We start from the raw sequence: 23,929 nt of genomic DNA on the forward strand, positions 1-23,929 counted from the left end.
TATGTCAGATACTTGGATGAATAGAGCCGGGGGCGTTCTGATGGCTCTTTTTTTTATCTTTACCTACCTGATCCCTCTGAATAGCCGACTTTTGTGGCAACCAGACGAAACACGATATGCTGAAATCAGTCGGGAAATGTTACAACGCGGAGATTGGATAGTTCCTTATTTTTTGGATATCCGTTATTTTGAAAAACCAGTAGCTGGATATTGGATAAATAACATTAGCCAGTGGATCTTTGGGGATAATAATTTTGCGGTGCGTTTTGGTGCTGTATTCAGCATTATAATGAGTGCAATTCTTCTTTATCGATTAGCTATGATGATGTGGCAATCTCGCCAGACTGCATTTATTGCTAGCCTGATTTATATCTCTATGTTTATCGTTTTTGCTGTCGGTACTTATAGTGTTCTTGATCCCATGTTTTCACTGTGGATCACGGCAGGAATAGTAAGCTGTTACTGGGCACTAAAGGCCAGTAGTCGCCGTGAACGGATTTGGGCCTGGTCTGTACTGGGTATAACCTGTGGTATGGCGTTTTTGACAAAAGGTTTTCTGGCATTGGCTCTGCCGGTAATATCCATGATACCGATCACGATATACCAGAAACGTTTTCTGGAAATGGTTCGTTTTGGCCCGCTTGCAATTATTTGTGCTGTTTTGATTAGTTTGCCGTGGGTGCTCGCAATTACTTTGCGAGAGCCTGATTATTGGCATTATTTTTTCTGGGTAGAGCATATACAGCGTTTTGCTTCTGATCATGCGCAGCATTCCGCCCCATTTTGGTATTACCTGCCGATATTGATTTTAGGTGTTATTCCGTGGCTAGGATTATTACCCGGCGCTTTGCTCAAAAGTTGGCAAGAGAAAAAAAATCATCCTGAGATGTTCTTCCTGTTTTGTTGGTTTTTTGTCCCATTGCTATTTTTTAGCATTTCTAAAGGAAAACTGCCAACTTACATTTTGCCATTTATCGGGCCTTTAGCATTAATGATGGCAAAGTATGCTGTTGATAACATGAAGAATGGCAATATGAAGGCATTAAAGCTCAATGGATTGATAAATGTTTTCATTGGATTGATAGCAATACTGGCGCTTGTATTTCTGGAAATTGTTTCTAATCGTCCTCTTTACCAATCCAATGAATGGCTTAAATGGATGGTAGGAATTTTCACTTTTGGGTTTTGGGGGATAGTGGGTTATTTCTGTTTTATACGCAATGGTAAACATTGGCAGTGGGCTGCCGCTTGTTCAATTGTCCTGAGTTTATCAATAGGTAGTGCATTACCAGATAAGACAATTAATTCTAAGTTGCCGCAGAATTTTATCAGGCAAAATGAAAAAGAGCTGACTGAAAGTAAGTATATTTTATCTGGGTCAGTTGGATTAGGAGCCGCAGTTGCGTGGGAATTGAAACGCAGTGATATTTACTTATTTCAAAACAAGGGTGAATTGGAATATGGATTGGATTATCCAGATAGTCGCAATCGGTATATAACACAAGAACAATTTCCCTCATGGTTGGCCAGTGCGCGGAAAGAGGGACAGGTTGCAGTGGTTTTCTTACTGCCTACAGGAGGGATGCTTCCTGAGTTGCCTGAACCTGATTTGATACAGCGTAACTATCGTTTTGTCCTTGTGATTTATAAGAAGCAGTCATGATATGAACAGTAGTATAGGGTTATTGATACTGGTTAGTTTATTAACTTGTGCAGGACAAATTTGCCAGAAACAAGCTGTTACCCGTTGGGGAAAAAAAGATGATCCCTATAAACCAGCAATTGTAGTGGCATGGTTAGTTGGTGCTATTCTTCTGTTAGGTATAGGGATGATATTCTGGCTACGTTTGCTGCAATTTCTACCGCTGAGTATTGCTTATCCTATGCTGAGTATCAATTTTGTACTGGTAACGCTGATAGGACAATTTCTGTATCATGAAAGAGCCGGAATAAGACACTGGATAGGTGTGTTTTTAATTATGTCGGGAATTTTATTGATGAGCTTAAATCAATGAAAGGGTATTTTTGGGGAGTGGTAAGTGTCCTGCTGATTACTGTTGCTCAGCTATTATTGAAGTGGGGAATGGCACAGTTACCTGAACTTTCTTTATCTAGACATTGGTTGGATGTCGGTTGGCTTTGGTTGCATCATAGATCCTTATTGATGGTGATGGTGGGACTAGTGAGTTACGCATTATCTATGTTCAGTTGGATTTTTGTTTTGAAATATCTGCCGTTGAATAAAGCCTATCCGCTTATCAGTCTGAGCTATATTTTTGTTTATCTATTGGCGGTATTATTACCCTGGTTTAATGAAGATATTTCATTACTGAAAACAATAGGGATCTCGTTAATTTTATTGGGAGTTTGGTTTATTAGCAGACCAGAAGGCAGAGAGGCTGATTGATGATAATAAGAATAAGACATTTGTGTTTATTACTGAGCTTATTTCTGATTGGATGCTCCAATCCTATTTCGAAATCAAATTTACCTCCATTACGAGCAGCACTTTCTGATCCGATTATTGTTATTGCACAGTTAAAAGAGCAGCTTACACAATGGCAAGGAACACCTTATCGTTACGGTGGCATAGATCAGCGAGGTGTTGATTGTTCTGGCTTTGTTTATCGTACTTTTCATGATCGTTTTAATATCCTGCTTCCACGGACAACGAGTGAACAGACCCAATTGGGTACACGGATTAGTAAAAAAGATTTAATGCCGGGTGATTTGGTATTTTTCAAAACCGGTAGTGGTGATAATGGGTTACACGTTGGTATTTATGATATCAATAATAAATTTATTCACGCATCGACTAGTAAAGGTGTGATACGTTCCTCTCTTGATAACATTTATTGGCGTCGTGTTTTTTGGCAGGCCCGCAGAATATGAGCTCAGTCTGAGTTACCAATTGAATCAGCACATTATGATATCCTTAGACACTGTTTTTGTTTTGTTCTTATGGCGTGAATGAGTATCTTACAATGCTAATTCGAACGGATGACCGTTCATTAAAAAACAGATAGCTAAGCGACAGCAACAACATTGTGAAAAATGCGACGAACCTTTACCCGTGACAACATGCTGTTTTTAGGATGAAGCGGCCTGTTGAAATACATTTGACTGGCATAAACTGAAATTAACGTTATAAAGTGTTATTTCCAGAGCATCATGGCACTAGAAGGCTGTATCTGCCACGTATTAAAAGCTGAATTGAATGTAGGAGGGGGTATGGGCCAGTATCGTCACACAATTTCCAATATCATCGCAATGACTCATGATGTGTTGATGCAGAAAACGACTGAAATGAATTTTCATCAGGAGAAGCGGTTTCATTATTTTTTAGACAAACCAAAGCATAAGCCTGGATATAGGTTGAATATTGTAGGACACGGCTCTCCAGTGGGTAGTTCAATATTATTTGCTGGAGCATGTATGTATAATCTTGGAATGAATTTGAATGTTTTTTGCAAAACAATCAATGCATTATTAACTGATATAAAAAACAGAGGACAAAATATCCAATGTGTCAGAATAATAGCTTGCCACTCTGGAGCAAATGGGCTTGCTCAAGCATTAGCTAATCATATCAATATGCCAGTTAAAGGCTCGTTAGGGGGTACGAGGGTATATCCAACGACGCAATTTCGTTCAATATCCAATATAAGCCGTTATTTTATTGATAGGACAGATAGAGGTGGTCACTATTATTCAGAGGAGGCGGACAGACAACTGAGGCATGATACCACCTATGGTTTGTATAAGTGGTACTACCCTCAATCTTCAAATCCAGACAGTGAATTTGATGAGTTTGTTAGTCAACGAGTATCAAGGCCTCAGCGTTCAGATTCAGACAGCGAATTTGATGCGTTCGTTAGTCAACGAATATCAAGAAAAAATAGTCGGTAGCATAACGGGGGTTGTAACCCGCTAAAATCATTCCTATCGGCCTGAATATCCTGACCTAAACACAAGCCACAAGCTGCTGTGCCATTACCTTAAGGGATCAAAAATGGCACAGCATAGTATCCTCTGTCCAATGCGCCGAAAATTGGCGATTACGCCATCCTCACCAAACTCAAAACGTCAATAGATTTGGAAGAGGCGTTTGACCTGTGGGGGATTGTCATGATTAATCGTTATAATGAGCGGCTTGTGGCGTTACAAAGATATTGAATTTTATGAACTTTTTGTGATTAAATATCATAATGATATGGACATATTCTAATGATATAAAGGTATTTAAAATGAAAAAATGGTTGGCAGTTGCAAGCTCAGTACTTATTCTTTCTGGCTGTAAAGTGGATGTTGAAACGAAAGTGAATACGGATGATCTCACCGCGGTTGAACATAAACTGGTTAAGGGTGATATTGATATTGAAGTGTCAGGGTGTAATGACTATGAAGACTCACGGAAAGAATCAAAGAACCTCATCGAATTAAAACAGAAAGTCCCCACGATTTTTAAAAATGCTGAATATGTGGAATGCTATCGCAAGAAATTTGATTCCTATGCACATTTTACCGTTCCTGTTGAAGTTGGGGCATATACAGAAAAAGGGGCTCAATTCGATGGTGCTAATTTTTATGTCTATTCGCATGAAGATGTCTTTGCTGGAGTTATGATTGATTCACATGTGCTTGAGAAAGTCAAAAAAGCAAAAAAAGATATCGGTAAACTTGATATCAAAATGAGCGTCGTTGTTGAGAAAGGGGCAAAACCACTGCCAACACTTGTCAGTCTAGGAACGTATATGACAAGTTCGAAAATTAAAGATTACCCGATAGTATTTAGTCGAGTTGAGCTGGGTAAAGAAATGAAATTCAGATTATCAGATGTCTCCAATTCATCACTGTCTGATGGGCAATTCATTCCAATTCTTGTCACGCCTGACTATTTCGATTTCCTCCAGTCAGATAAAAAATAGTCTGTTCTAGTTTTGAAGCAAGACAACACTGATCTCAATCATACAGCCGCATTACTGCGGCTGTATTGTTTTTCGGGTATGAAGGGAAAAGCAGGTTATATCATTGTTAGATACCTTTGTTCAGGTATTTGAATTTGATATCCATCAGGCCGATGCTGCCTTTGAGTCATTCCGTCGTTCGACCGATGAATGTTTGCCAATATGCGCCGGGCACAACAGATAACGGAAGCTGGTGCGGGCGGGTAAGGATGGTTGTTTGAACAGCCATCTTACTGCTTAAAATAAGATCCTATCGGGATGGCTTCTTAACTGCTGGCAAAAGTTATTTCATAAAAAATCTCACCTCAAGTAAATTTATACCATCATTTCTGCTTCAAAAAGGATAAAGTACATAATTGACAATTAAATAAATTGGCTAAATATCCGAGGTGATTATGAAAAACATTTCTTCTCAGGAATTAATGCAAAGAAACTCTGTCAAAAAAGATAAAATAAAATCAGGTAATATACAGGTGCAGGATGTTATTAATATAGATAAAATCTTAGAAGATGTAAGGCGATTTAATTTAAATACCGTAAATGTGCCTGTTGAAATCGATATTCCAGAGGTAACATCTTCTAAGTTTACTGTGAATCAATATCAAAAACAGCATGCTATTAATCTGATTAAGGAACTATTAAAGCATGATATAAAAATTATCGTTGAGCCTTTTCCGTTCATTCAGCAAGGTTCCATTGGTGAAACGGAATGGAACCCAAACGATATTAATGAATTTTTCTGGAATTGGAAAACAATTGTATTACAAGATATTTTTGATTCAATAACTCATCAATATGATATTTATGGATTAAAAATTGCTTCTAATTTTATTCATATGGAGTATGCAGAAGGATATTGGGATGATGTTATCAGTTTTGTCCGTAAGCAATATAATGGTAATGTTATATATCAGATGAATTCGTGGATAACGGCGGTTTGGGATCCTTCCTATGAGGCTAAATTTATACAGAGGATAAATCGGCCTTATTTGAAGAAAGTGGATTTTGTCGGCATCGACTGCTGGTTTGAACTTTCAGACAAGAAAGTTCCATCTTATGAAGAAGTAATGGAGTGTTTATTTTCAACGACTATTTATAATCGAGATCAAGAAGTTATCTACCAAATTGGGCGGTTACATCGTTCAACTAAAAAACCGGTATATTTTGGTGGGTTTAATATTCCTGCATGTGAATATGGACTGCGAACTCCGTGGAATCCACTGACTTCAGATGTATTTTCCTCTGAAATACAAATTAATGGATGGCGTGCTTATAGAGAAACGATGGAGTTAAAATCCTATTTTAAAGGTTTCTCCATATGGTTTATTGGATCTTATGATAAAAAACATCCATATCAAATCCATAGTAAAGAAGCGGAAATAATTATTAATGAGTGGTATAAGGAATAGTTTTAGTTATTCGATATTCAAATATAGTGGCTTAAGAAAATATCTAAATTTAATAAATATGAGTATAGTTTAAAAAATATAAGTAGTTCAAGCTTATTATTTTCTTCTGTCAATTACCAGAAAGAGCTTGAACTACATTATCAGATTGAAGGTTATGGAATTATTGCAAACGAACGTACCGGAAATCCCGCAGCCTTTTCTGGTTTTGCGACAATATTAAAAATGACCGCCCCACGAGTTGGCACTTGATCTAAATTGGTCATCACTTCTATTTGATAAGTATCTTGTGCCAATACATAATTCTCGCTGAGTAACGCACCATTCTTTCTGGCATCTTTGGTCGAATCAGTATCAAAAGTCTCGTGCCCGATGGCTTTTATTTTTCTTTCTTCAAAGAGAAACTTAAGGGCATCTAATCCCCAACCAGGCGTTTGGTTATTTCCGTTGATATCTTTATTACTCATTTTTTCCTGAGATGGCCAGCGCTTACTCCAGTCTGTTCTTAGCGCGACAAAAGTATCTGCTTCAATAATGCCATGTGTAGCTTCAAACTGGAGAATATCATCTTTAGACAGTGAGAAGTTAGGCTCTTGTTTTGCCCGTTCTGATTGGTCAATGACAATTAATGGTAACACTAGCTCTTTTAATTCCAATTCATTCAGAAAACGGGCATCAGGTATAAAATGGCAAGGGGCATCAATGTGAGTGCCATATTGACCAACAAAAGTAAATTGTTGGGAGAAGAATCCATCTGGATAACTAAACAGTGTCTTAATTTGAGCAGGGTCAAACATAAAAAAGTGGGGTGAATCTTGATCAAAACTATGTGTCAAATCGATCCATTTTTTAGATTTTAATAAAGTGAGTGCCTGTAAGATATCATTTGTCATAACAGCCTCATCTTGTTTCATTGTAGGGGAATTTTTGAAAAAGACAGGATACATTTTCAATCGCAGGTGACTACTTAAGCAGTCACCAAGACCTGTCTGATTGTGAATATTAATAACTTCCAAGAGTGATATCAATATACCCGTTGTCTTTCAAGTTGCATCTTGAAATCCATAGGGTATATAGGTGGAATTGATAAATGAACACTCCTTATCTGAGATGATTTATGAGGTAATAATAACCATTGGATATTTTTTATTATCGATAAAAGGGATAATGACTGCTATCGTTTGGGAATAAAGTGCTCCCCATTTTGAATAGATTATTGGTAACTTATTTTTTCCCAATGGATGTCTGTCAATTAATATTGTGAAATTAAAAAATTTTTTCATATCATTCCATTGAATATCTAATTTTTAATTAATAATAAATTTTTATTATTCTTCCGACTGCTTATTGTCTGAAAAATCTATTATCATCATCCATGAGTTAATTTTTTGTTTTGAAAATGTATATGTTTTTATATTGATCGTTTGCAAGTTATGCATAAAATATAATGCCGAATTAGACTACCCGAAAAATGGATGGTGACTAAATGACACCACCTGAAATGAATATCAATAAACGATACGACTAATTAATATTATATTAATAAAGCCTCATGGTGCCGTTGTTATATTTATGTCTTCTCTGTTGTAGATGTTAACTCCATTTCATAATCACTGATAGGGAATTGCCCATAAGTGTCATGTAATAACTGCTTACAGCTTTCCTGTTTAATCAGGTCGCTAAGTTCATCTAATCGTTTTTGCAATAACCTCCTGGTTTCTTTTTCATTATCTAAGACAGTTTGCAAAATTTTGGTTAATTTCTGCTGCAATGAAATAGGGGCATCTGAATCTTCTGATAATAGAGTAACCACTTCTACTGCTTTCAGGTAGGTGATTTCCATATCAACAAGTACATCCCACTTTTCATTTCTAGCTAAATTAAGCATCTGCTCACTTAAATTAAGGATCTGCTGGTAAGCTGACAAAAGATCCAGATCATTTTTCATCAAACAATATCCTGACTGGCGTTGTAATGAGGACCTATTTGCCGCCAAGAATCTGAAATCTCGGTAAGTAAATCAATCACTTCGGTAATAGCCTTCTCATCATTGCGTAAATTGGCATGGAGTAAACGGCGACCCATATAATCATATAAAGCAAAAAGATTCTGGGCAATTTCGCCGCCTTTCTCGAAATCTAATGCATCTTTGAGACCATTATCAATGATATTTATTGCCTTTGAAATAGCTAAACCTTTTTCCGGAATATTCCCCTGTTGCATCAGAATAATTGCACGACGCAGGGCGCTGAGCGCCCCATTGAACAATATCTGAATCAACTGGTAAGGAGAGGCATTCATAATTTCGCTCTCAAGATCTACCTGAGCGTATAACTGGCTTGCCGAACGTTGATACATAATATCCTTTATTATTTTAAAAGCTGGGCCAAGGATAAGCTTGATTGGCTCATTGAACTGACAAGTTTATCCAGTGCTGTAAATTGTTTTTTATAGCGTGCCATCGTAGCATCAATGTTTCTGTTGGTCTGTTCTACTTGCCTTTCCAGTGTTTTCAGACTCTTATTGATACCTTCGGTTACTGTTGCGATAGTTCCTTCATGGCTATCCAACGTTTTTTTCAATAAATTATAGGTCTGGGTTGCAAAACCAGTTTTTTCTCCATCCCCCATAAAGAACGCTTTAACGTTGGCAGGTTTTTCTTTCAGGTTTTTTTCCAGTTTTTCGTTGCTGATTTCCAACGTACCATCCAATTTCTGTTTGATGCCCAATTTATTTAGGGTAGCAATATCAACGACTTTTTGTGCTGCAAATAATTGTTGCCTTAGTTGGCTTTGAATACCTTTTAAAGTACCGTCACCCAGTAAGGGACCATTGTCTTTCGAAGCCGCTTCACCTTTCCCAACCTTTTTAAATTTGGTCAGTGAATCAAAAGTGGTTTGTACTTCATTATAAGCATCAACCCACTTTTTGATTGCCTCTTTCATTGGTTCGATATCACGGGATATAACCAAAGTTTCTGATTTAAACACTTCTTGAGTTTCGTCGCTTTTTCCCGGGACTTTTTCTGTGATTTTTTCCGAGACTTTTTTCAGGCTTAGGGTAATGCCTTCCGGGGCATCTTTTATCTCATTAGTTTGGCGTTCAATGTCAATGCCATTAACTGTTAATTTCGCATTGGTCGCTTCCACCGTTTGTGTCATTGCACCAGAGCCACCACCTTTGCCGTCAGATGTATAGTTCAGCAGTTTACCCAACTTATCATCACCTTCAACTTTGATGGTCATGACGGATTTTGTGCCGGCCTTTTTCGAAGTCAGGATCAGATAGTTTTTATTATCTTCTGCTTTGATGATGCTGGCATTAACGTTGCCCTCTTTTTTATTGATGGCATCACGGATTTCAATCAGAGAAGTTTCATTATCTTTCAGGGAAATGCGCATTGGCTTTTTTTCGCCTGCTTTATCTTGTTCACCCGGCTGATCGATAATAATGGTACGAGTGCCTTTACCTTGTTCTCCTTGCAGAGCTTTTACATCAGCAACTTCTGTAGAGCGCAGAGACTGAGGATTTGCAAGTTGTTTGACTTCAATAACATAGTTACCTGGACTGGCTTTGGAATCCGTACTGGGTGTAAATGTTTTATGATCTTCGCTGGTTTTGGTCGTATTGAGCTTATCGAATTTTTTGAGTTCTTCGGATGCACTCTTTAACTTTTCCAAGCTGCCTTTTAATGTGCCAAAACCGGTTAGCTTAGCTTTATAGCTGCTTTGTTGCTGTGTTAATGGTTGTAAACGTTTTCTTTCATTTGCTTCAAGTTTATCCAGTAAGTTTTGATCTACCATCCCAGATCCGAACCCTACTGAGGAAATGCCAGCCATATTGACTCCTTTTAATAAAAAGCATCACTGGACTTGTTATCGGATTAATTTGTGAAAAGTTTACTGACAAAATGATTTTTTTGATGGACAGAATAATTGATGAGAACAGGCGCTGTTTGGGTTATCGGGGAAAAGGGAGAAAAAAATAAAAAAGTTTTTTCAAGAAATATTAAAGGTTCTTTTTAAGGGGCCGATAAAACTGTTGGCGGTGATGAACACCGTGAGCAAACAGGCTCAAACTAATTATATCGACTTGATTTTAAAAGGAACTCTACTATGGCATCAGTCATTAATACTAACTATTCATCTCTGCTGGCGCAAAATAACCTGACAAGATCTAAAGGTACTCTGGGTACAGCTATTGAACGTCTGTCTTCTGGTTTACGTATTAACAGCGCGAAGGATGACGCTGCTGGTCAAGCGATCGCTAACCGTTTTACTGCTAACGTTAAAGGTCTGACTCAGGCTGCTCGTAACGCAAACGACGGTATTTCCATTGCCCAAACTACTGAAGGTGCGCTGAACGAAATCAATAACAACCTGCAACGTATCCGTGAGCTGGCTGTTCAAGCGCAAAATGGCAGCAACTCTAAGAGCGATATCACTTCTATTAACCAAGAAATTACTGAGCGTTTTGACGAAATTAACCGTATTTCTGAACAAACTCAATTCAATGGTGTCCGTGTTCTGCGTGAAAACAATTCCATGTCTGTTCAGGTTGGAGCTAATGATGGTGAAGTCATCAAAATCAATTTGAAAAAAATTGACCGTGAGACTCTGAAGCTGGATAAATTTGAGTTGGTTGGTAACAAATATGGTGCAGAAGTGGAGAAAGTTGTTGACAATGTCACTGATCCTAAAAAACCTAAAGATGTCAATATAGATAAAGCTAGTTTAGCTGCTATAGCTGATGTCAAAAATGCGAAAGTTCACTACGCTGAGGGTTCAACTGATAAATTTATTATTCGTGGTGAAGATAAAGATGGTAAGACAGTAATGTTCAATGCGGATGTTGATGTTAAGACAGGTAAAGTTACTAAGAAAGATGCTATTGACATCAAAAAACCTTTAGAAGATTTGGATAATGCTTTATCAACAGTTGACAGTCTGCGTAGCTCTCTGGGTGCAGTTCAAAACCGTCTGGAATCCACTGTTAACAACCTGAACAACACAGTTAACAACCTGAGTGCTGCTCGTAGCCGTATCGAAGATGCTGACTACGCAACTGAAGTTTCTAATATGAGCCGTGGCAACATCCTGCAACAGGCGGGTACTTCTGTTCTGGCTCAGGCGAACCAGATTCCACAAACTGTTATGTCTTTGCTGCGTTAATTTTTATTTTCCAGCTAAGGATTTATACAGGGCAACCTGTATAGCTCCCGCTTATAAAATAAGGATCGGCTTGCCGATCCTTATTTTTTAATCTCTGCTTTACAGAAACTGTTTGCTAAAAACGGTTTTAATGTTCGTCAGGGACAGCCTGAAACTTGCGATGCATTCGGGCGGACAACAAAAATTTCGCATAGGTGAAAAAGAAGCGCTTTTACTTCATTGTTCAAACGATTGTACCGATTAGGTGATTGGATAATGGTATCCAGTCTCTTATCCAAAGGTGTCTGTTGTTGTGAGCGATTTGTATACCGCCGAAGGCGTGATGGACAAAAATAGCCTCTGGAAGCGCTATGTACCACTGGTTCGCCATGAAGCACTGAGGCTACAGGTAAGATTGCCTGCCAGTGTAGAGCTTGATGACCTGCTTCAGGCCGGTGGCATAGGGTTGCTGAATGCGGTGGAACGTTATGATTCCTTACAGGGAACGGCGTTTACCACCTATGCGGTGCAGCGCATCAGAGGTGCAATGCTGGATGAGTTGAGGAGCCGTGATTGGGCGCCGCGTAGTGTGCGACGCAATGCACGGGAAGTCACGCAAACCATCCGTAAACTTGAGCAAGAGTTAGGCCGTCCAGCCAGTGAGCAGGAAGTTGCTAAAGAATTAAAGATTAATCTGATAGAATATCGGCAAATACTGTTAGAAACCAATAACAGTCAACTATTTTCTTATGACGAATGGCACGAAATTCATGGTGAAAGCTGTGAACCAGTGATTGAGGAAGAGCATGAGACAAACCCTCTGCAACAATTACTGGAAGGTGACCTCCGTCAACGGGTTATCGATGTCATTGAGTCGTTGCCTGAAAGGGAAAAAATGGTTCTGACGCTGTATTATCAGGAAGAACTTAATCTTAAAGAGATTGGCGCGGTGCTTAATGTGGGGGAATCCCGCGTAAGTCAGCTCCACAGCCAGGCAATAAAAAGGCTGCGGGCGCGTTTGAATCCAGAGAAGTAACTTTTTGCTTATTTGTTTTTTGTTAAGACTACACACAGGGCTTTATCTCTTATGTCTGTTACAACACAAAAGAAACGGCCTCTCAGCCGTTATATTAAGGACTATAAACATAGTCAGACGCATTGTTTACATTGTCATAAGACGCTTGACCGTATTTCCCTTGTTTTTAACGGTCAGGTCATCAATAAAGAAGCAATTTCTGAGATGACTGAACTGGTGGATGACAAAACATGGAGTGAGTTACAGGGCAAATTTGTAGCGCTGTGCCGCTTCTGTAGTGAAATTTATTGCAACAGCCAGACTGATTATTTCGACATAATGTCATTTAAACAGTATCTGTTTGAACAAACAGAAATGAGCCATAGCACAGTACGTGAATATGTGGTTCGTTTGCGGAGACTGGATGAATTACTGACATCAAGTAATTATCCTGAAGAAGAGTTTACACCAGAAAAAATTCAGGAAAAATTGAGTGAGAAATTGTCTCAGTCCGCTTTCAGTAACTACAATATCGCGTTGCGTAAATATGAGCAATATCTGAGCTGGCAACAGAACGGGCATTGTTAATTAGACAAAGACATAGCGCTTGTCGGGATGAACAATTTTAGGAGGGGATGCGATAATAACGCATCCCCTTCTCTTCTTTTTTTAACCCGTTTTTTAACCAATAGTCATTAAGCTGGCGTTACCACCTGCCGCCGCAGTATTAATGCTTAAAGAACGTTCGTGCAATAAACGCTCCAGTAGCAGATTAGTTTCACCACGGGCAAAACCCTGTACAGAAATAATCGGCCCCTTACGTTGTGCGACAGTTTCACAAATATAGCGAAGTTGATCACAATCACCATGATAAATGACCGCTTCTATTGTTGTATCTTCTGTCGTGTCTTCGTTCTGCCAGTCATTGACCAAATGAATGGAATGACGAATTTCATCCGGTAATTGTTGCAGCAATTGTTGGTGCAGATCATCTTTTTCCCAAATAGCCTGACAGCCAACAGAAAGCACCGCAGCCAATTGGGTCAGCGCATCCTGTTCATTATCCGCGAGACAAAGAACTTGACCACGTGGTAACAGAGTATAGGTATTACGTTCTCCCGTCGGTCCCGGTAATACGCGTGTTGTTCCTCCCTGAGCCAGTAAGCTATATTCCTGAATAACCTTGTTCAACTCTGAATGATTATGTGCAATTGCCCACTCAGCCAATTTGTTAAAAGATAAATGCAGGGCAGTACGGGCTTTGGCATCCAGTGAATACTCTTCATCCTGTCGTGCCAGTGTTCGAGTCGCAGCATTGACTGGACGTTGGGATAACAGGCGATAAAGATAGAGTGGCCCACCTGCTTTTGGCCCTGTTCCTGATAATCCTTCACCACCAAATGGTTGAACGCCGACAACAGCACCGACCATATTGCGGTTGACATATAAGTTCCCGACTTTTGCTTTACTGGTGACTTGAGCGATGGTTTCATCAATGCGCGTGTGAACACCCAATGTTAAGCCGTAGCCGGAGGCATTAATCTGATCCAGCAATCTATCCAATTCATCCCGTTTGAAGCGCACAACGTGCAAAACCGGACCAAAAACCTCTTTTTTCAATTCATCAAAGCTGTCCAGTTCAATAAGTGTTGGTTTGATGAACATACCTTGTGACCATTCCTGTCTGTCTGCTGTATTTTCATGTACAGCCTGATAAATTGTTCTGCCTTTGGTACGCATGGTTTGAATATGGCGTTCGATATTTGCTTTCGCTTCAGCATCAATCACCGGGCCGATGTCTGTGGACAGGTGTTCAGGATTACCCATCCGGCATTCAGCCATCGCCCCTTTCAACATAGTGAGCGTTCTGTCGGCTACGTCATCTTGTACACAGAGAATGCGCAGGGCAGAGCAGCGTTGACCAGCACTGTCAAAGGCAGACGCAATAACATCGGTGACAACCTGTTCTGTCAGGGCAGAAGAATCGACAATCATTGCATTCATGCCGCCTGTTTCTGCAATCAACGGCGTTGGACGCCCTTGTGCATCAAGGCGACCAGCTATAATGCGTTGTAACAGGCTGGCAACTTCAGTAGAGCCAGTGAACATCACACCACGTACACGCTCATCACCTACCAGCATTGCGCCGACGGTTTCCCCTTGTCCCGGCAGCAATTGCAGTACGTCGCGGGGAATGCCTGCCTGATGCAGCATTTTAATGGCAACCGCAGCAATCAACGGTGTTTGCTCTGCCGGTTTTGCCAATACACTGTTACCAGCGGCTAATGCTGCGGCAATCTGACCAGTGAAAATTGCCAGAGGGAAGTTCCACGGGCTGATACAAACCACAGGTCCCAACGGGCGATGTGTATCATTGGCGAAATCCTGACGAACCTGATCCGCATAATAATAGAGGAAATCTACTGCTTCACGGACTTCTGCGATAGCATTGTTAAAAGTTTTACCCGCCTCACGCACCAGAATGCCGAGCAGGGATTGCAGGTTGTTTTCCATCAACTCCGCAGCACGCACTAAGATAGCCGCTCGCTCTGATGGTGGTGTTGCAAACCAGATTGCTCCTGCATTTGTGGAGACTTCCAGCGCATGGTTGACTTCCTGCTCAGTGGCTTCACGAACATAACCAACGGTATCAGAAGATTTGGCCGGATTATTGACGGGCTTGGCAACAGGTAACTCTCCGGTATGGTCGTAATTACCACCTAATAGTGGTTCGCTATTCCATGTTTCTATTGAAGAACTCAGCAGGGCACTGGAAAGTGAAGCTAGGCGGTGTTCATTGGAAAGATCAAGCCCCGATGAATTGACGCGGTTTTTACCGTACAAATCAATTGGCAATGGGATTTTCGGATGCGGCAGGCCGATTTGTCCTTCGGATTTAGCCAACTCTTGTACCACTTTCACCGGATCGGCAACCAGTTCATCAATCGGCAGGGAGGTATCTGCTATGCGGTTGACGAACGATGTATTAGCCCCATTTTCCAGCAAGCGGCGCACCAGATAGGCTAATAACGTCTCATGTGTTCCGACTGGCGCATAGATGCGGCATGGTCGATTGAGCTTGCCATCAGCAATTTTGCCAACTACCTGTTCATAAAGCGGTTCACCCATACCATGCAGGCACTGGAATTCATATTGGCCCGGATAGTAATTTTGCCCCGCAAGATGGTAGATAGCAGACAGAGTATGGGCATTATGAGTAGCAAATTGTGGATAAATAAGATTGGGAACGGAGAGTAATTTGCGGGCGCAGGCAAGGTAAGCAATATCGGTATACACTTTGCGGGTATAGACCGGGTATCCTTCCAGCCCATCAACTTGGGCGCGTTTGATTTCGCTGTCCCAATATGCGCCTTTTACTAAACGGATCATTAACCTATGACGGCTACGTTGGGCCAAATCGATAATATTGTCGATCACGAAAGGACAGCGTTTTTGGTAAGCCTGAATTACAAAACCAATGCCGTTCCAGCCTTCCAGTTGTGGTTCAAAACAGAGCTTTTCCAGCAAATCGAGAGAAATTTCCAGACGATCAGCTTCTTCTGCGTCGATATTGATGCCAACATCATACTGGCGGGCTTGTAGGGTTAGTGCAAGTAAGCGTGGATAGAGTTCACCTATAACACGCTCATATTGGGCACGGCTATAACGGGGATGCAAGGCAGAGAGTTTGATAGAAATTCCCGGCCCTTCATAAATGCCACGCCCGTTTGATGCCTTACCAATCGCATGGATAGCTTGTTGATAAGAAATCATATAAGCCTGTGCATCCTCTTCAGTTAGGGCGGCTTCGCCAAGCATGTCATAAGAATAGCGGAACCCTTTTTCTTCCAGCTTGCGCGCATTGGCGAGCGCCTGAGCAATAGTTTCCCCTGTCACAAACTGCTCGCCCATCAGGCGCATCGCCATATCCACGCCTTTGCGTACTAATGGCTCACCGCTCTTACTGATGATCCGATTTAAGGATTTGGAGAGTCTGGCTTCATTGTGGGTAGAGACCAATTTACCTGTAAACAACAATCCCCATGTAGCAGCATTGACGAACATGGACGGGCTTTGACCAAGATGTGAATACCAATTACCGTTACTGATCTTGTCACGGATCAGGGCGTCACGGGTTGCTTTATCGGGAATGCGTAAAAGTGCTTCGGCAAGGCACATTAATGCAACACCTTCCTGTGAAGAAAGTGAGAATTCTTGTAATAACCCCTGAACCAAACTGGAACGACCAATACCCTGTTTCTGTTGGCGCAATTTCTCTGCGATAGAATAAGCAAGTTTATGGGTTGCCTTAGCTTGTTCTTCTGATAATTGAGCCCGTTGCAGTAACATAGGAACTGCTTGCGTTTCAGGCAGACGATACGCAGCCGTAATTGCGGAACGTTTCACCGATTGGGGTAAAATATGTTCGGCAAAATCCAGAAATGGTTGATAAGGGACCTCAATCTGTGATTCTTCTTCGGAAATCTTTTCTTCTTTGTTATTCTGAGTGGCTGATATTTCTGGGATCTTTTCCTCATTTTCCAGACGTTCAAGATAATTAAAGATGGCTTGCTTAATCAGCCAGTGTGGTGTGCGTTCAATTCGTTGTGCAGCAGCTTTAATACGATCACGCGTTGCTTCATCGAGCTTCACGCCCATAGTGGTACTACCCATTCTCACTCCTTAATAGGTAAGACTAATCAAGTTACAGAACAATATCTTCCATGTTGCAACTTTGTGCAACTCTGTTAAAAGCTGTTGTTTGGAATTTGTGAAATTAATCTGGTTTTGATGGTGTAGTTAGTGCGCTTATGATTATTAATGAATTATCCATATGATATATAAGAGCTTATTATCATATTTCTGAGTCAAATCATAATCGATCGTTTTATAAAAGGTGCAACTTCTGGAACATAAATGTGACTTGGCGTGCGTTTCTTGTAAAAAGTGCCGTTAATCAGTTGTTAAAAATGTTTTAGCTAATCTAGGATAGAGAGTGATTTAAAAACAATTACAAATATAAACTATACATATCGGAACAACGCCACCTTCAGTGGAATTATCTTCGGTACAACTCAGGTATAACCGGACAAGTGAATACTTGCTTTGAAGATATATTGTGCTGAAGGGGGAATATTAAGTACAGATAACATCATTGACGCAAATCAGACCGTCTAAATAAACAGGATTTGCAAAAAAATACTATGGAGAAGAACCTGCATGACAGTAAATTCACCAATGCTAATTACCTTTATTGTCTATATTGCCGCGATGCTGCTGATAGGCTTTATGGCTTACCGCGCCACCAAGAATTTCGATGATTATATTCTAGGTGGACGGCGATTAGGCAGTGTGGTAACAGCATTATCTGCTGGCGCTTCTGATATGAGTGGCTGGTTATTAATGGGGCTACCGGGCGCGATTTTTTTAGCGGGTATTTCTAAGGCCTGGATTGCGTTAGGCTGTCTGCTTGGTGCATACCTGAACTGGCGATGGGTTGCAGGGAGGTTACGTGTACACACTGAAGCGAATAATAACGCTTTAACATTACCGGACTATTTTACCCATCGTTTTGAAGATAAAAGTAAACTTCTGCGCATTATTTCCGCGTTAGTCATTTTAATTTTCTTCACAATTTATTGTGCATCTGCTGTTGTGGCTGGTGGATTATTGTTCGAAAACTCATTTGGTATGAGTTATGAAAAAGCAATTTGGCTTGGTGCATTAGCCACTATCGCGTATACCTTTCTCGGTGGTTTTCTGGCTGTAAGCTGGACCGATACAGTTCAGGCATCTTTAATGATTTTTGCTTTGATTCTGGTGCCTGTTTTGATCCTTTTTAAACTTGGTGGGTTTGAAACAGCTATTGATATTATCAAAGCAAAAGATCCTGCTTATCTGGATATGTTTCAGGGTTTACAGACCATCACTATTATCTCCTTATTAGGGTGGGGATTCGGTTATTTTGGTCAACCACATATTCTGGCTCGTTTTATGGCGGCTGATTCTCATCAGACTATTCATAAAGCTCGTCGTATCAGTATGACATGGATGTTTCTATGTCTCGCAGGAACGGTTGCTGTTGGCTTCTTCGGTATTGCCTATTTTGAGCAAAATCCAGCGCAAGCGGGGAATGTTATGCAAAATAGTGAGCGGATTTTTATGGAGTTGGGAGTCATTTTATTCAATCCGTGGATTACTGGGGTATTACTGTCTGCTGTTCTGGCTGCGATTATGAGTACCTTGAGTTGTCAATTGCTGGTTTGTTCCAGCGCATTGACAGAAGATCTCTATAAAGCATTTATACGGACTAAAGCAAGTCAGAAGGAATTGGTATGGATTGGTCGTTTGATGGTTCTGGTGGTCGCAGCTATTGCGATAGCGATAGCAACCAACCCGAACAACAAAGTGTTGGCTTTGGTCAGTAATGCCTGGGCTGGCTTTGGTGCTGCATTTGGCCCAGTAGTATTAATTTCAGTGCTCTGGAAACGGATGACACGTGATGGGGCATTGGCTGGCATGGTGGTGGGTGCAATCACGGTACTGGTGTGGATGGAATATCAATGGCTTGGTTTGTATGAAATCATCCCAGGATTTATTTTTGCTTCTCTTGCGATTGTGGTCGTAAGTTTGTTGGGTAAGGCGCCAAACCAGGCTATCCAGCAGCGTTTTACTGAGGCAGAAGCTCAGTATAAGACTAAATAAGTTCTACTAAAAAACCTCTGATATTTTGGAGGTTTATTGATTAGTTATCCCCTGTATCTTTCAAATTACAGTTTTGTTGAATGCAACTTGAAAGGTAGAGGGGTTATTATCAATTAATCCCTTTATGTCCATATATTTTTTATATATATGTAGCAGACATCAGTGAAAATATATCTTCTTATATCAAACAAGGCTGGTCTCCAAAAATTTATTGGAGAACCAGCTTGCCCAAGTTTTAATTAGGATTCTGATGCAGATCCAGACATAGATGCCGGATAAAGATAAGCAGACCATTCACTATACTGACAAACAAATATAGAAGCAGCTTTTGATGATAATGGATTAGCTAATTTAAAAACTTTATCTCTTAATTCAGTAGCAGAATTTAGCGAGTTTCCAATATAAGTTCCGGTAGGTAATGCCATAATTTCGCCGCTGTTGTATCTGACTGTTCCATGAAAATTAATTATTTTCATGGATTCATTAAGAGCATTATGCTCTTTTGGACCTGCACCAAAAATTTCAACGCGAATCAGATAATTAGCCATATATTGCCTCTCTTTTATTTAAGAAAATGTCAGTTATCTATTTTTTTGACCACAGAACGTTATAATTACATCCAATCTCTTTCCGAGGTTGGTGTGCCGGTGAATTTAACAGGTATTAATGATTTCTTGCCATATCAATAAATCACAGTTATTTGAGGAAATAGTCATATAAGTGGAAATAACAAAGTATAGGAAAGGAAAATGATATTTTTTGCGGGTTTTAGTGTTCTGAAAAATGAATATTTAATTATAAAGTTAAGAGATTAAATAACTTTAATAAAATGAGTAAATAAAGGGCCTGGTTTAGGGAAAATATGTAGGTTAGGGTATAGCGCTATTTTGGTTGAATTAATAAAATAAATCCCTGCTGTTTTAATTTTGCGTGATGGGAAAAACGGAAATAAGGGAATGAACGTTCTTTTTTTAATACGGAAACTGCTTATTGTGTCTGCCAGGCACGAAAAAACAGCAAAAATCATCGAGATCACAGAAAATTTCAGCTAACTTGACAATAACCTGTTCCTTTTTAGATCGGTTTTTTATGCGTCTAAAATTCTAATCTTGGAACAGGCTCTTAGTTCAATTTTTTACCCAGAATGCGGGTTAATTATTTCTTTTCTGCTGCGATACGATCACGAACGTGTTGAGCACGCTCCTGTGAAGGCGGGTGTGAATCAAACATACTGGTTTCACCACTGCCCAGTTTAGCCAGTTTCTCGAAGCTGGTGGCTAAACCCTCAGTTTTGATATTGCGTTTTTTCAGCAGATCATAAGAGAAGTCATCAGCTTGACTTTCCTGATGCTGCGAGAACTGCGAGTTGATCAGTTTTTCCCCCAGTGCTGCAAGCTGAGAATCACTCAGTTGTGCAACTACACCACCGGCTGACGCAGCCGCGGTACGTGCAGCAACTGTAGCATAAGCAACCTGTATTGCTTTACGGGAGTGGCCCAGCGCAACGTGACCCATTTCGTGGCCCAGAACGCCTTCGACTTCATTGTCGTTCATCATGTCCATCAGGCCGCTATATACACGCACGCAACCGTTAGCCATTGCCCATGCATTCACATCATCAGTCAGATAAACTTTATAGTTAACTGGTGTACCGTTAACTTCGTTACCTAATGCTTTGGCGATTTTGTTCAGACGCTTAGCGTATTGGCTGGATGCCGGTGCAATTTTATTCTGTGCATCCATATCATTACATGTTTGGTCAGATAACCGTTTGACATCAGAATCACTTAATGTCGCCGCCTGGAATAGTTGCATTCCGGAGTGAACCAGCATTCCCTGATCAATATTCTTACAACCTGTCAGAATTACAGCAGAAACAGCTACTGCAACAAGAGCTTTAATTTTCATAATGTTTCTTCCTTTGCAAAACATGCAACTATAGTATTTCAAGAGCATTAAAAGATTATGAATTTTGCTAAAAATAACAATAAAAATAAACACTAATAGTTATGATTATGTGAATTTGGTTACAATTTTAAAAAATAATCAAAATATTAAGTAGAGTAATTTAGTTTAATTTTTTTTAATAAAATGACTTTTCGTCTATTTAATATGAATTCTCAAAATATAAGAGCGCTTTCTTACTCCTCATATCGCGAGGAGTAAGGGGCTTTGAGAGCTAAATGTCTCGCTATTATGAAAAGGCATTTATATGCTTTCAATAATTGAATAAAATAAATGCAATATCTAATTTTTTGAGTAGTGTAAAATACAACCTATTGGTTTTTCATGTAAATTCGTTCTGTTAATACTGTAGTTGTCTATGTCACAATGGCTCCTTAAACACAGCTTGCTGCTATTGAGGTCATGCTGTGAGAATAAACTGGATACAACTATGGAAGAAAAAATACAACCTACACACCCACCTAAAACTGAGGGTTTGCACCTTCAGCGAAGTCTCACTAACCGACATATACAGCTTATCGCTATTGGAGGAGCTATCGGAACTGGTCTGTTTATGGGATCAGGTAAAACTATCTCTCTGGCAGGGCCATCGATCATTTTTGTCTATATGATCATCGGAGTTATGCTGTTTTTTGTGATGCGTGCAATGGGAGAGTTATTACTTTCCAACCTGCATTATAAGTCATTCAGTGATTTTGCCGCAGATCTACTTGGGCCATGGGCCGGTTTTTTTGTAGGCTGGACTTATTGGTTCTGCTGGGTGATTACTGGTATCGCTGATGTTGTCGCTATTACCTCTTATGTTGGATATTGGACACCTGATTTTCCTGAATGGGCTACCTCACTTCTATGTGTTTTGGTATTGCTGACTCTGAATCTCGCGACAGTAAAATTGTTCGGAGAATTGGAATTCTGGTTTGCAATGATTAAGATTGTTGCCATTATTACCCTGATTGTGACAGGAGGAGTACTGATTGGTATTCATTTCCAGTCACCAGAGGGGCACACTGCCTCCCTTACCAACGTTTGGAATGACGGAGGTATGTTTCCAATGGGGCTGAGTGGTTTCTTTGCGGGATTTCAAATCGCTATATTTGCTTTTGTTGGAATTGAATTGGTAGGAACTGCTGCTGCGGAAACTAAAAATCCAATGAAATCACTGCCGAAAGCAATTAATGCTATTCCGATCCGAATTATCACATTTTACGTGTTAGCTTTGATTGTTATTATGTCGGTGACCCCGTGGCGCGCGATTGTGGCAGATAAAAGCCCATTTGTGGAATTGTTTGTCCTGATTGGATTACCGGCAGCAGCCAGTATTGTCAATTTTGTGGTTCTGACTTCTGCGGCTTCCTCTGCAAACAGTGGGGTTTTCTCCACTAGCCGGATGTTATTTGGTTTGGCAAAAGAGGGGGATGCACCAAAACAGTTCAGTCGACTATCCCGACGATCGGTTCCTGCTTCGGGTCTGATATTTACGTGTTTATGCCTCTCCTGTGGCGTCATTTTGATCTATTTTATCCCCGATGTAATGCGTGTCTTTACATTGGTAACGACAGTATCTGCCATTCTGTTTATGTTTATCTGGAGCATGATTTTGTGTTCCTATCTGGCTTATCGGAAACGTCGTGCTGAGTTGCATAAGACATCTGTTTATAAAATGCCATTCGGTATTGTTATGTCATGGGTGTGCTTAGCCTTCTTTGCTTTTGTTTTAGTATTGTTGTCGTTGCAGCCTGATACTAGGCAGGCACTGATTGTTACACCAGTCTGGTTTATTATTTTAATGATTGGGTTTCAGGTTGTGAAAAGGCGCAGAGCCCGTCTTTAGTCATAGAATGATCATCCGTATAATTAATGGCCCCGATACGGGGCCATTTCTTTCTTTAAAAATGGTCAATATTGTGATGTCTTGGCAATGTCTCTAATAAATGATCGGATGTTATAATGTTTTATTAGGTATTAAAATACTAACTAAAGCTGCTTTTTATTTTTTCCCTTATGCTATAACCAGATTTTTATTTTGATAATCTATCTAATTTTAATCATGTCTGGTCAAATGGATTTTTTTCCAGACATGAGTTATAAAAATATTATTAAAATCAGCCAAGTATAACCGTATGTTCTCCTCATCATTGAAATGATTTTCTCATGCCAGAGGGGGATTAGTGGATTGTTAAATTTATCAGATAATTAAAAACCTCGTTGTAGTATTTTACACTCATACTCTTGTGAATTTAATTGGCTTTGTAGCTGTTTCATAAGCGTTTCATGATGCTCAAAATCACTACATATTAGTAAATCAAGTGCTGCATAGTTATATTCAGGCCAGGTATGTATAGTAAAATGTGACTCTGCTAATATCATAGCTCCACTAACTCCTCTGAATTTGGATTGATGAAAATGGCAGTTGATGATATTGAAATTACACTTAACAGCAATATCAATCATTATGGTTTCGATAGCTGATACAGACTTTAATTTATCTGTTTCACAATTTTTCATCTCTATGACAAGGTGAGTACCAAGCTGTTTTGTGCCTGTGGAGAGATTGATTTTTTCTTGTCCTCGGTATTGAAACTTAGTCCCTTTACATTTATTACAACCTGCCTCGATAAGTTGTTCTATTGTTAATATGCTTTTTCCATATCCAATAGTAAGTTGGTTATCACATGATTTGCATTGATAAAATTTTACACGAGGTCATGTATTGAATGGTTA

At 39.9% G+C, this 23,929-nt stretch carries 20 protein-coding genes; 12 read left to right on the forward strand and 8 right to left on the reverse strand.

Annotated features, from left to right (window positions below; translation table 11 throughout):
• Nucleotide 1 precedes the first annotated feature (1 nt).
• The 7 genes from arnT to ABLA85_RS08615 all read left to right on the forward strand — a co-directional run bounded on the left by arnT (nt 2) and on the right by ABLA85_RS08615 (nt 6,376).
• Nucleotides 2-1,663 (forward strand): lipid IV(A) 4-amino-4-deoxy-L-arabinosyltransferase, encoded by a 1,662-nt coding sequence (gene arnT, locus ABLA85_RS08585; protein WP_367963123.1) that lies wholly within the window; start codon nt 2-4, stop codon nt 1,661-1,663.
• Between the two features lies 1 nt (nt 1,664).
• On the forward strand, nt 1,665-2,015 hold the full coding sequence (gene arnE, locus ABLA85_RS08590) for a 4-amino-4-deoxy-L-arabinose-phosphoundecaprenol flippase subunit ArnE (RefSeq protein WP_367963125.1): 351 nt from the start codon (nt 1,665-1,667) through the stop codon (nt 2,013-2,015).
• Complete coding sequence (gene arnF, locus ABLA85_RS08595) at nt 2,012-2,407, forward strand: 4-amino-4-deoxy-L-arabinose-phosphoundecaprenol flippase subunit ArnF (RefSeq protein WP_367963126.1); 396 nt, start codon at nt 2,012-2,014, stop codon at nt 2,405-2,407. The genes arnE and arnF overlap by 4 nt, the downstream gene beginning before the upstream one ends.
• Complete coding sequence (locus ABLA85_RS08600) at nt 2,407-2,892, forward strand: C40 family peptidase (protein ID WP_367963129.1); 486 nt, start codon at nt 2,407-2,409, stop codon at nt 2,890-2,892. The genes arnF and ABLA85_RS08600 overlap by 1 nt, the downstream gene beginning before the upstream one ends.
• Before the next feature lie 339 nt (nt 2,893-3,231).
• Nucleotides 3,232-3,909: a hypothetical protein gene (locus ABLA85_RS08605; protein WP_367963131.1), complete on the forward strand. Its 678-nt coding sequence runs from the start codon at nt 3,232-3,234 to the stop codon at nt 3,907-3,909.
• 338 nt (nt 3,910-4,247) lie between these two features.
• Nucleotides 4,248-4,928 carry a hypothetical protein gene (locus ABLA85_RS08610; protein ID WP_367963133.1) on the forward strand — a complete coding sequence of 227 codons (681 nt, stop codon included), beginning with the start codon at nt 4,248-4,250 and terminating at the stop codon, nt 4,926-4,928.
• 434 nt (nt 4,929-5,362) lie between these two features.
• Nucleotides 5,363-6,376 carry a hypothetical protein gene (locus tag ABLA85_RS08615; RefSeq protein ID WP_367963134.1) on the forward strand — a complete coding sequence of 338 codons (1,014 nt, stop codon included), beginning with the start codon at nt 5,363-5,365 and terminating at the stop codon, nt 6,374-6,376.
• A 152-nt stretch (nt 6,377-6,528) separates the two neighbouring features.
• On the opposite strand, the gene ABLA85_RS08620 is transcribed toward ABLA85_RS08615, so the two are convergent.
• The 4 genes from ABLA85_RS08620 to fliD form a co-directional block, all read right to left on the reverse strand.
• Nucleotides 6,529-7,266 (reverse strand): cyclase family protein, encoded by a 738-nt coding sequence (locus ABLA85_RS08620; protein ID WP_367963162.1) that lies wholly within the window; start codon nt 7,264-7,266, stop codon nt 6,529-6,531.
• Between the two features lie 677 nt (nt 7,267-7,943).
• Nucleotides 7,944-8,321, reverse strand: a complete 378-nt coding sequence (gene fliT / locus ABLA85_RS08625) for a flagella biosynthesis regulatory protein FliT (protein WP_340620597.1) — start codon at nt 8,319-8,321, stop codon at nt 7,944-7,946.
• The gene (fliS, locus tag ABLA85_RS08630; RefSeq protein ID WP_047680176.1) at nt 8,321-8,731 is read right to left on the reverse strand and encodes a flagellar export chaperone FliS; all 411 of its coding nucleotides are present in this window, start codon (nt 8,729-8,731) and stop codon (nt 8,321-8,323) included. Before fliS ends, fliT begins: the two co-directional genes overlap by 1 nt.
• Before the next feature lie 11 nt (nt 8,732-8,742).
• Nucleotides 8,743-10,212, reverse strand: coding sequence for a flagellar filament capping protein FliD (gene fliD / locus ABLA85_RS08635; protein WP_367963136.1), 1,470 nt, complete (start codon nt 10,210-10,212; stop codon nt 8,743-8,745).
• A gap of 276 nt (nt 10,213-10,488) precedes the next feature.
• Between fliD and ABLA85_RS08640 the strand changes: the two genes are divergently transcribed.
• The 3 genes from ABLA85_RS08640 (at nt 10,489) to fliZ (ending at nt 13,126) form a co-directional block, all read left to right on the forward strand.
• Entirely contained in the window at nt 10,489-11,544 is a 1,056-nt protein-coding gene (locus ABLA85_RS08640) for a flagellin (protein WP_367963139.1), read from the forward strand.
• Nucleotides 11,545-11,836: 292 nt separating this feature from the next.
• Nucleotides 11,837-12,559 carry an RNA polymerase sigma factor FliA gene (locus ABLA85_RS08645; RefSeq protein ID WP_047680173.1) on the forward strand — a complete coding sequence of 241 codons (723 nt, stop codon included), beginning with the start codon at nt 11,837-11,839 and terminating at the stop codon, nt 12,557-12,559.
• Nucleotides 12,560-12,610: 51 nt separating this feature from the next.
• Entirely contained in the window at nt 12,611-13,126 is a 516-nt protein-coding gene (gene fliZ, locus ABLA85_RS08650) for a flagella biosynthesis regulatory protein FliZ (protein ID WP_038259499.1), read from the forward strand.
• A gap of 93 nt (nt 13,127-13,219) precedes the next feature.
• Here fliZ and putA read toward each other — a convergent pair whose 3' ends face one another.
• A complete protein-coding gene (gene putA, locus ABLA85_RS08655; protein WP_367963142.1) occupies nt 13,220-17,212 on the reverse strand; it encodes a trifunctional transcriptional regulator/proline dehydrogenase/L-glutamate gamma-semialdehyde dehydrogenase in 3,993 nt (1,330 codons plus the stop codon).
• Nucleotides 17,213-17,758: 546 nt separating this feature from the next.
• On the opposite strand from putA, the gene putP reads away from it, so the two are divergent.
• Nucleotides 17,759-19,243, forward strand: a complete 1,485-nt coding sequence (gene putP / locus ABLA85_RS08660) for a sodium/proline symporter PutP (RefSeq protein WP_367963144.1) — start codon at nt 17,759-17,761, stop codon at nt 19,241-19,243.
• A gap of 239 nt (nt 19,244-19,482) precedes the next feature.
• Here the strand turns inward: putP and ghoS are convergent, their stop codons facing one another.
• Both ghoS and ABLA85_RS08670 read right to left on the reverse strand, forming a co-directional pair.
• Complete coding sequence (gene ghoS / locus ABLA85_RS08665; RefSeq protein WP_047680167.1) at nt 19,483-19,791, reverse strand: type V toxin-antitoxin system endoribonuclease antitoxin GhoS; 309 nt, start codon at nt 19,789-19,791, stop codon at nt 19,483-19,485.
• A gap of 607 nt (nt 19,792-20,398) precedes the next feature.
• Entirely contained in the window at nt 20,399-21,151 is a 753-nt protein-coding gene (locus ABLA85_RS08670) for a M48 family metallopeptidase (protein WP_367963147.1), read from the reverse strand.
• A 487-nt stretch (nt 21,152-21,638) separates the two neighbouring features.
• Here ABLA85_RS08670 and cycA point away from each other — a divergent pair, with 487 nt between their 5' ends.
• Nucleotides 21,639-23,039, forward strand: coding sequence for a D-serine/D-alanine/glycine transporter (cycA, locus tag ABLA85_RS08675; RefSeq protein ID WP_367963150.1), 1,401 nt, complete (start codon nt 21,639-21,641; stop codon nt 23,037-23,039).
• A gap of 362 nt (nt 23,040-23,401) precedes the next feature.
• Here the strand turns inward: cycA and speD are convergent, their stop codons facing one another.
• On the reverse strand, nt 23,402-23,863 hold the full coding sequence (gene speD, locus ABLA85_RS08680; protein WP_367963164.1) for an adenosylmethionine decarboxylase: 462 nt from the start codon (nt 23,861-23,863) through the stop codon (nt 23,402-23,404).
• Nucleotides 23,864-23,929: the final 66 nt, after the last annotated feature.

Origin of the sequence: Xenorhabdus sp. SGI246 (assembly GCF_040838225.1) — a bacterium.
In the GTDB taxonomy this organism is placed as follows: domain Bacteria; phylum Pseudomonadota; class Gammaproteobacteria; order Enterobacterales; family Enterobacteriaceae; genus Xenorhabdus; species Xenorhabdus indica.

What these genes read in the sequence shown, in the direction of transcription:
- arnT (WP_367963123.1), top strand. Translation starts at nt 2, where the DNA reads ATGTCAGATACTTGGATGAATAGAGCCGGGGGCGTTCTGATGGCTCTT.
- arnE (WP_367963125.1), top strand. Translation starts at nt 1,665, where the DNA reads ATGAACAGTAGTATAGGGTTATTGATACTGGTTAGTTTATTAACTTGT.
- arnF (WP_367963126.1), top strand. Translation starts at nt 2,012, where the DNA reads ATGAAAGGGTATTTTTGGGGAGTGGTAAGTGTCCTGCTGATTACTGTT.
- ABLA85_RS08600 (WP_367963129.1), top strand. Translation starts at nt 2,407, where the DNA reads ATGATAATAAGAATAAGACATTTGTGTTTATTACTGAGCTTATTTCTG.
- ABLA85_RS08605 (WP_367963131.1), top strand. Translation starts at nt 3,232, where the DNA reads ATGGGCCAGTATCGTCACACAATTTCCAATATCATCGCAATGACTCAT.
- ABLA85_RS08610 (WP_367963133.1), top strand. Translation starts at nt 4,248, where the DNA reads ATGAAAAAATGGTTGGCAGTTGCAAGCTCAGTACTTATTCTTTCTGGC.
- ABLA85_RS08615 (WP_367963134.1), top strand. Translation starts at nt 5,363, where the DNA reads ATGAAAAACATTTCTTCTCAGGAATTAATGCAAAGAAACTCTGTCAAA.
- ABLA85_RS08620 (WP_367963162.1), bottom strand. Translation starts at nt 7,266, where the DNA reads ATGACAAATGATATCTTACAGGCACTCACTTTATTAAAATCTAAAAAA.
- fliT (WP_340620597.1), bottom strand. Translation starts at nt 8,321, where the DNA reads ATGAAAAATGATCTGGATCTTTTGTCAGCTTACCAGCAGATCCTTAAT.
- fliS (WP_047680176.1), bottom strand. Translation starts at nt 8,731, where the DNA reads ATGTATCAACGTTCGGCAAGCCAGTTATACGCTCAGGTAGATCTTGAG.
- fliD (WP_367963136.1), bottom strand. Translation starts at nt 10,212, where the DNA reads ATGGCTGGCATTTCCTCAGTAGGGTTCGGATCTGGGATGGTAGATCAA.
- ABLA85_RS08640 (WP_367963139.1), top strand. Translation starts at nt 10,489, where the DNA reads ATGGCATCAGTCATTAATACTAACTATTCATCTCTGCTGGCGCAAAAT.
- fliZ (WP_038259499.1), top strand. Translation starts at nt 12,611, where the DNA reads ATGTCTGTTACAACACAAAAGAAACGGCCTCTCAGCCGTTATATTAAG.
- putA (WP_367963142.1), bottom strand. Translation starts at nt 17,212, where the DNA reads ATGGGTAGTACCACTATGGGCGTGAAGCTCGATGAAGCAACGCGTGAT.
- putP (WP_367963144.1), top strand. Translation starts at nt 17,759, where the DNA reads ATGACAGTAAATTCACCAATGCTAATTACCTTTATTGTCTATATTGCC.
- ghoS (WP_047680167.1), bottom strand. Translation starts at nt 19,791, where the DNA reads ATGGCTAATTATCTGATTCGCGTTGAAATTTTTGGTGCAGGTCCAAAA.
- ABLA85_RS08670 (WP_367963147.1), bottom strand. Translation starts at nt 21,151, where the DNA reads ATGAAAATTAAAGCTCTTGTTGCAGTAGCTGTTTCTGCTGTAATTCTG.
- cycA (WP_367963150.1), top strand. Translation starts at nt 21,639, where the DNA reads ATGGAAGAAAAAATACAACCTACACACCCACCTAAAACTGAGGGTTTG.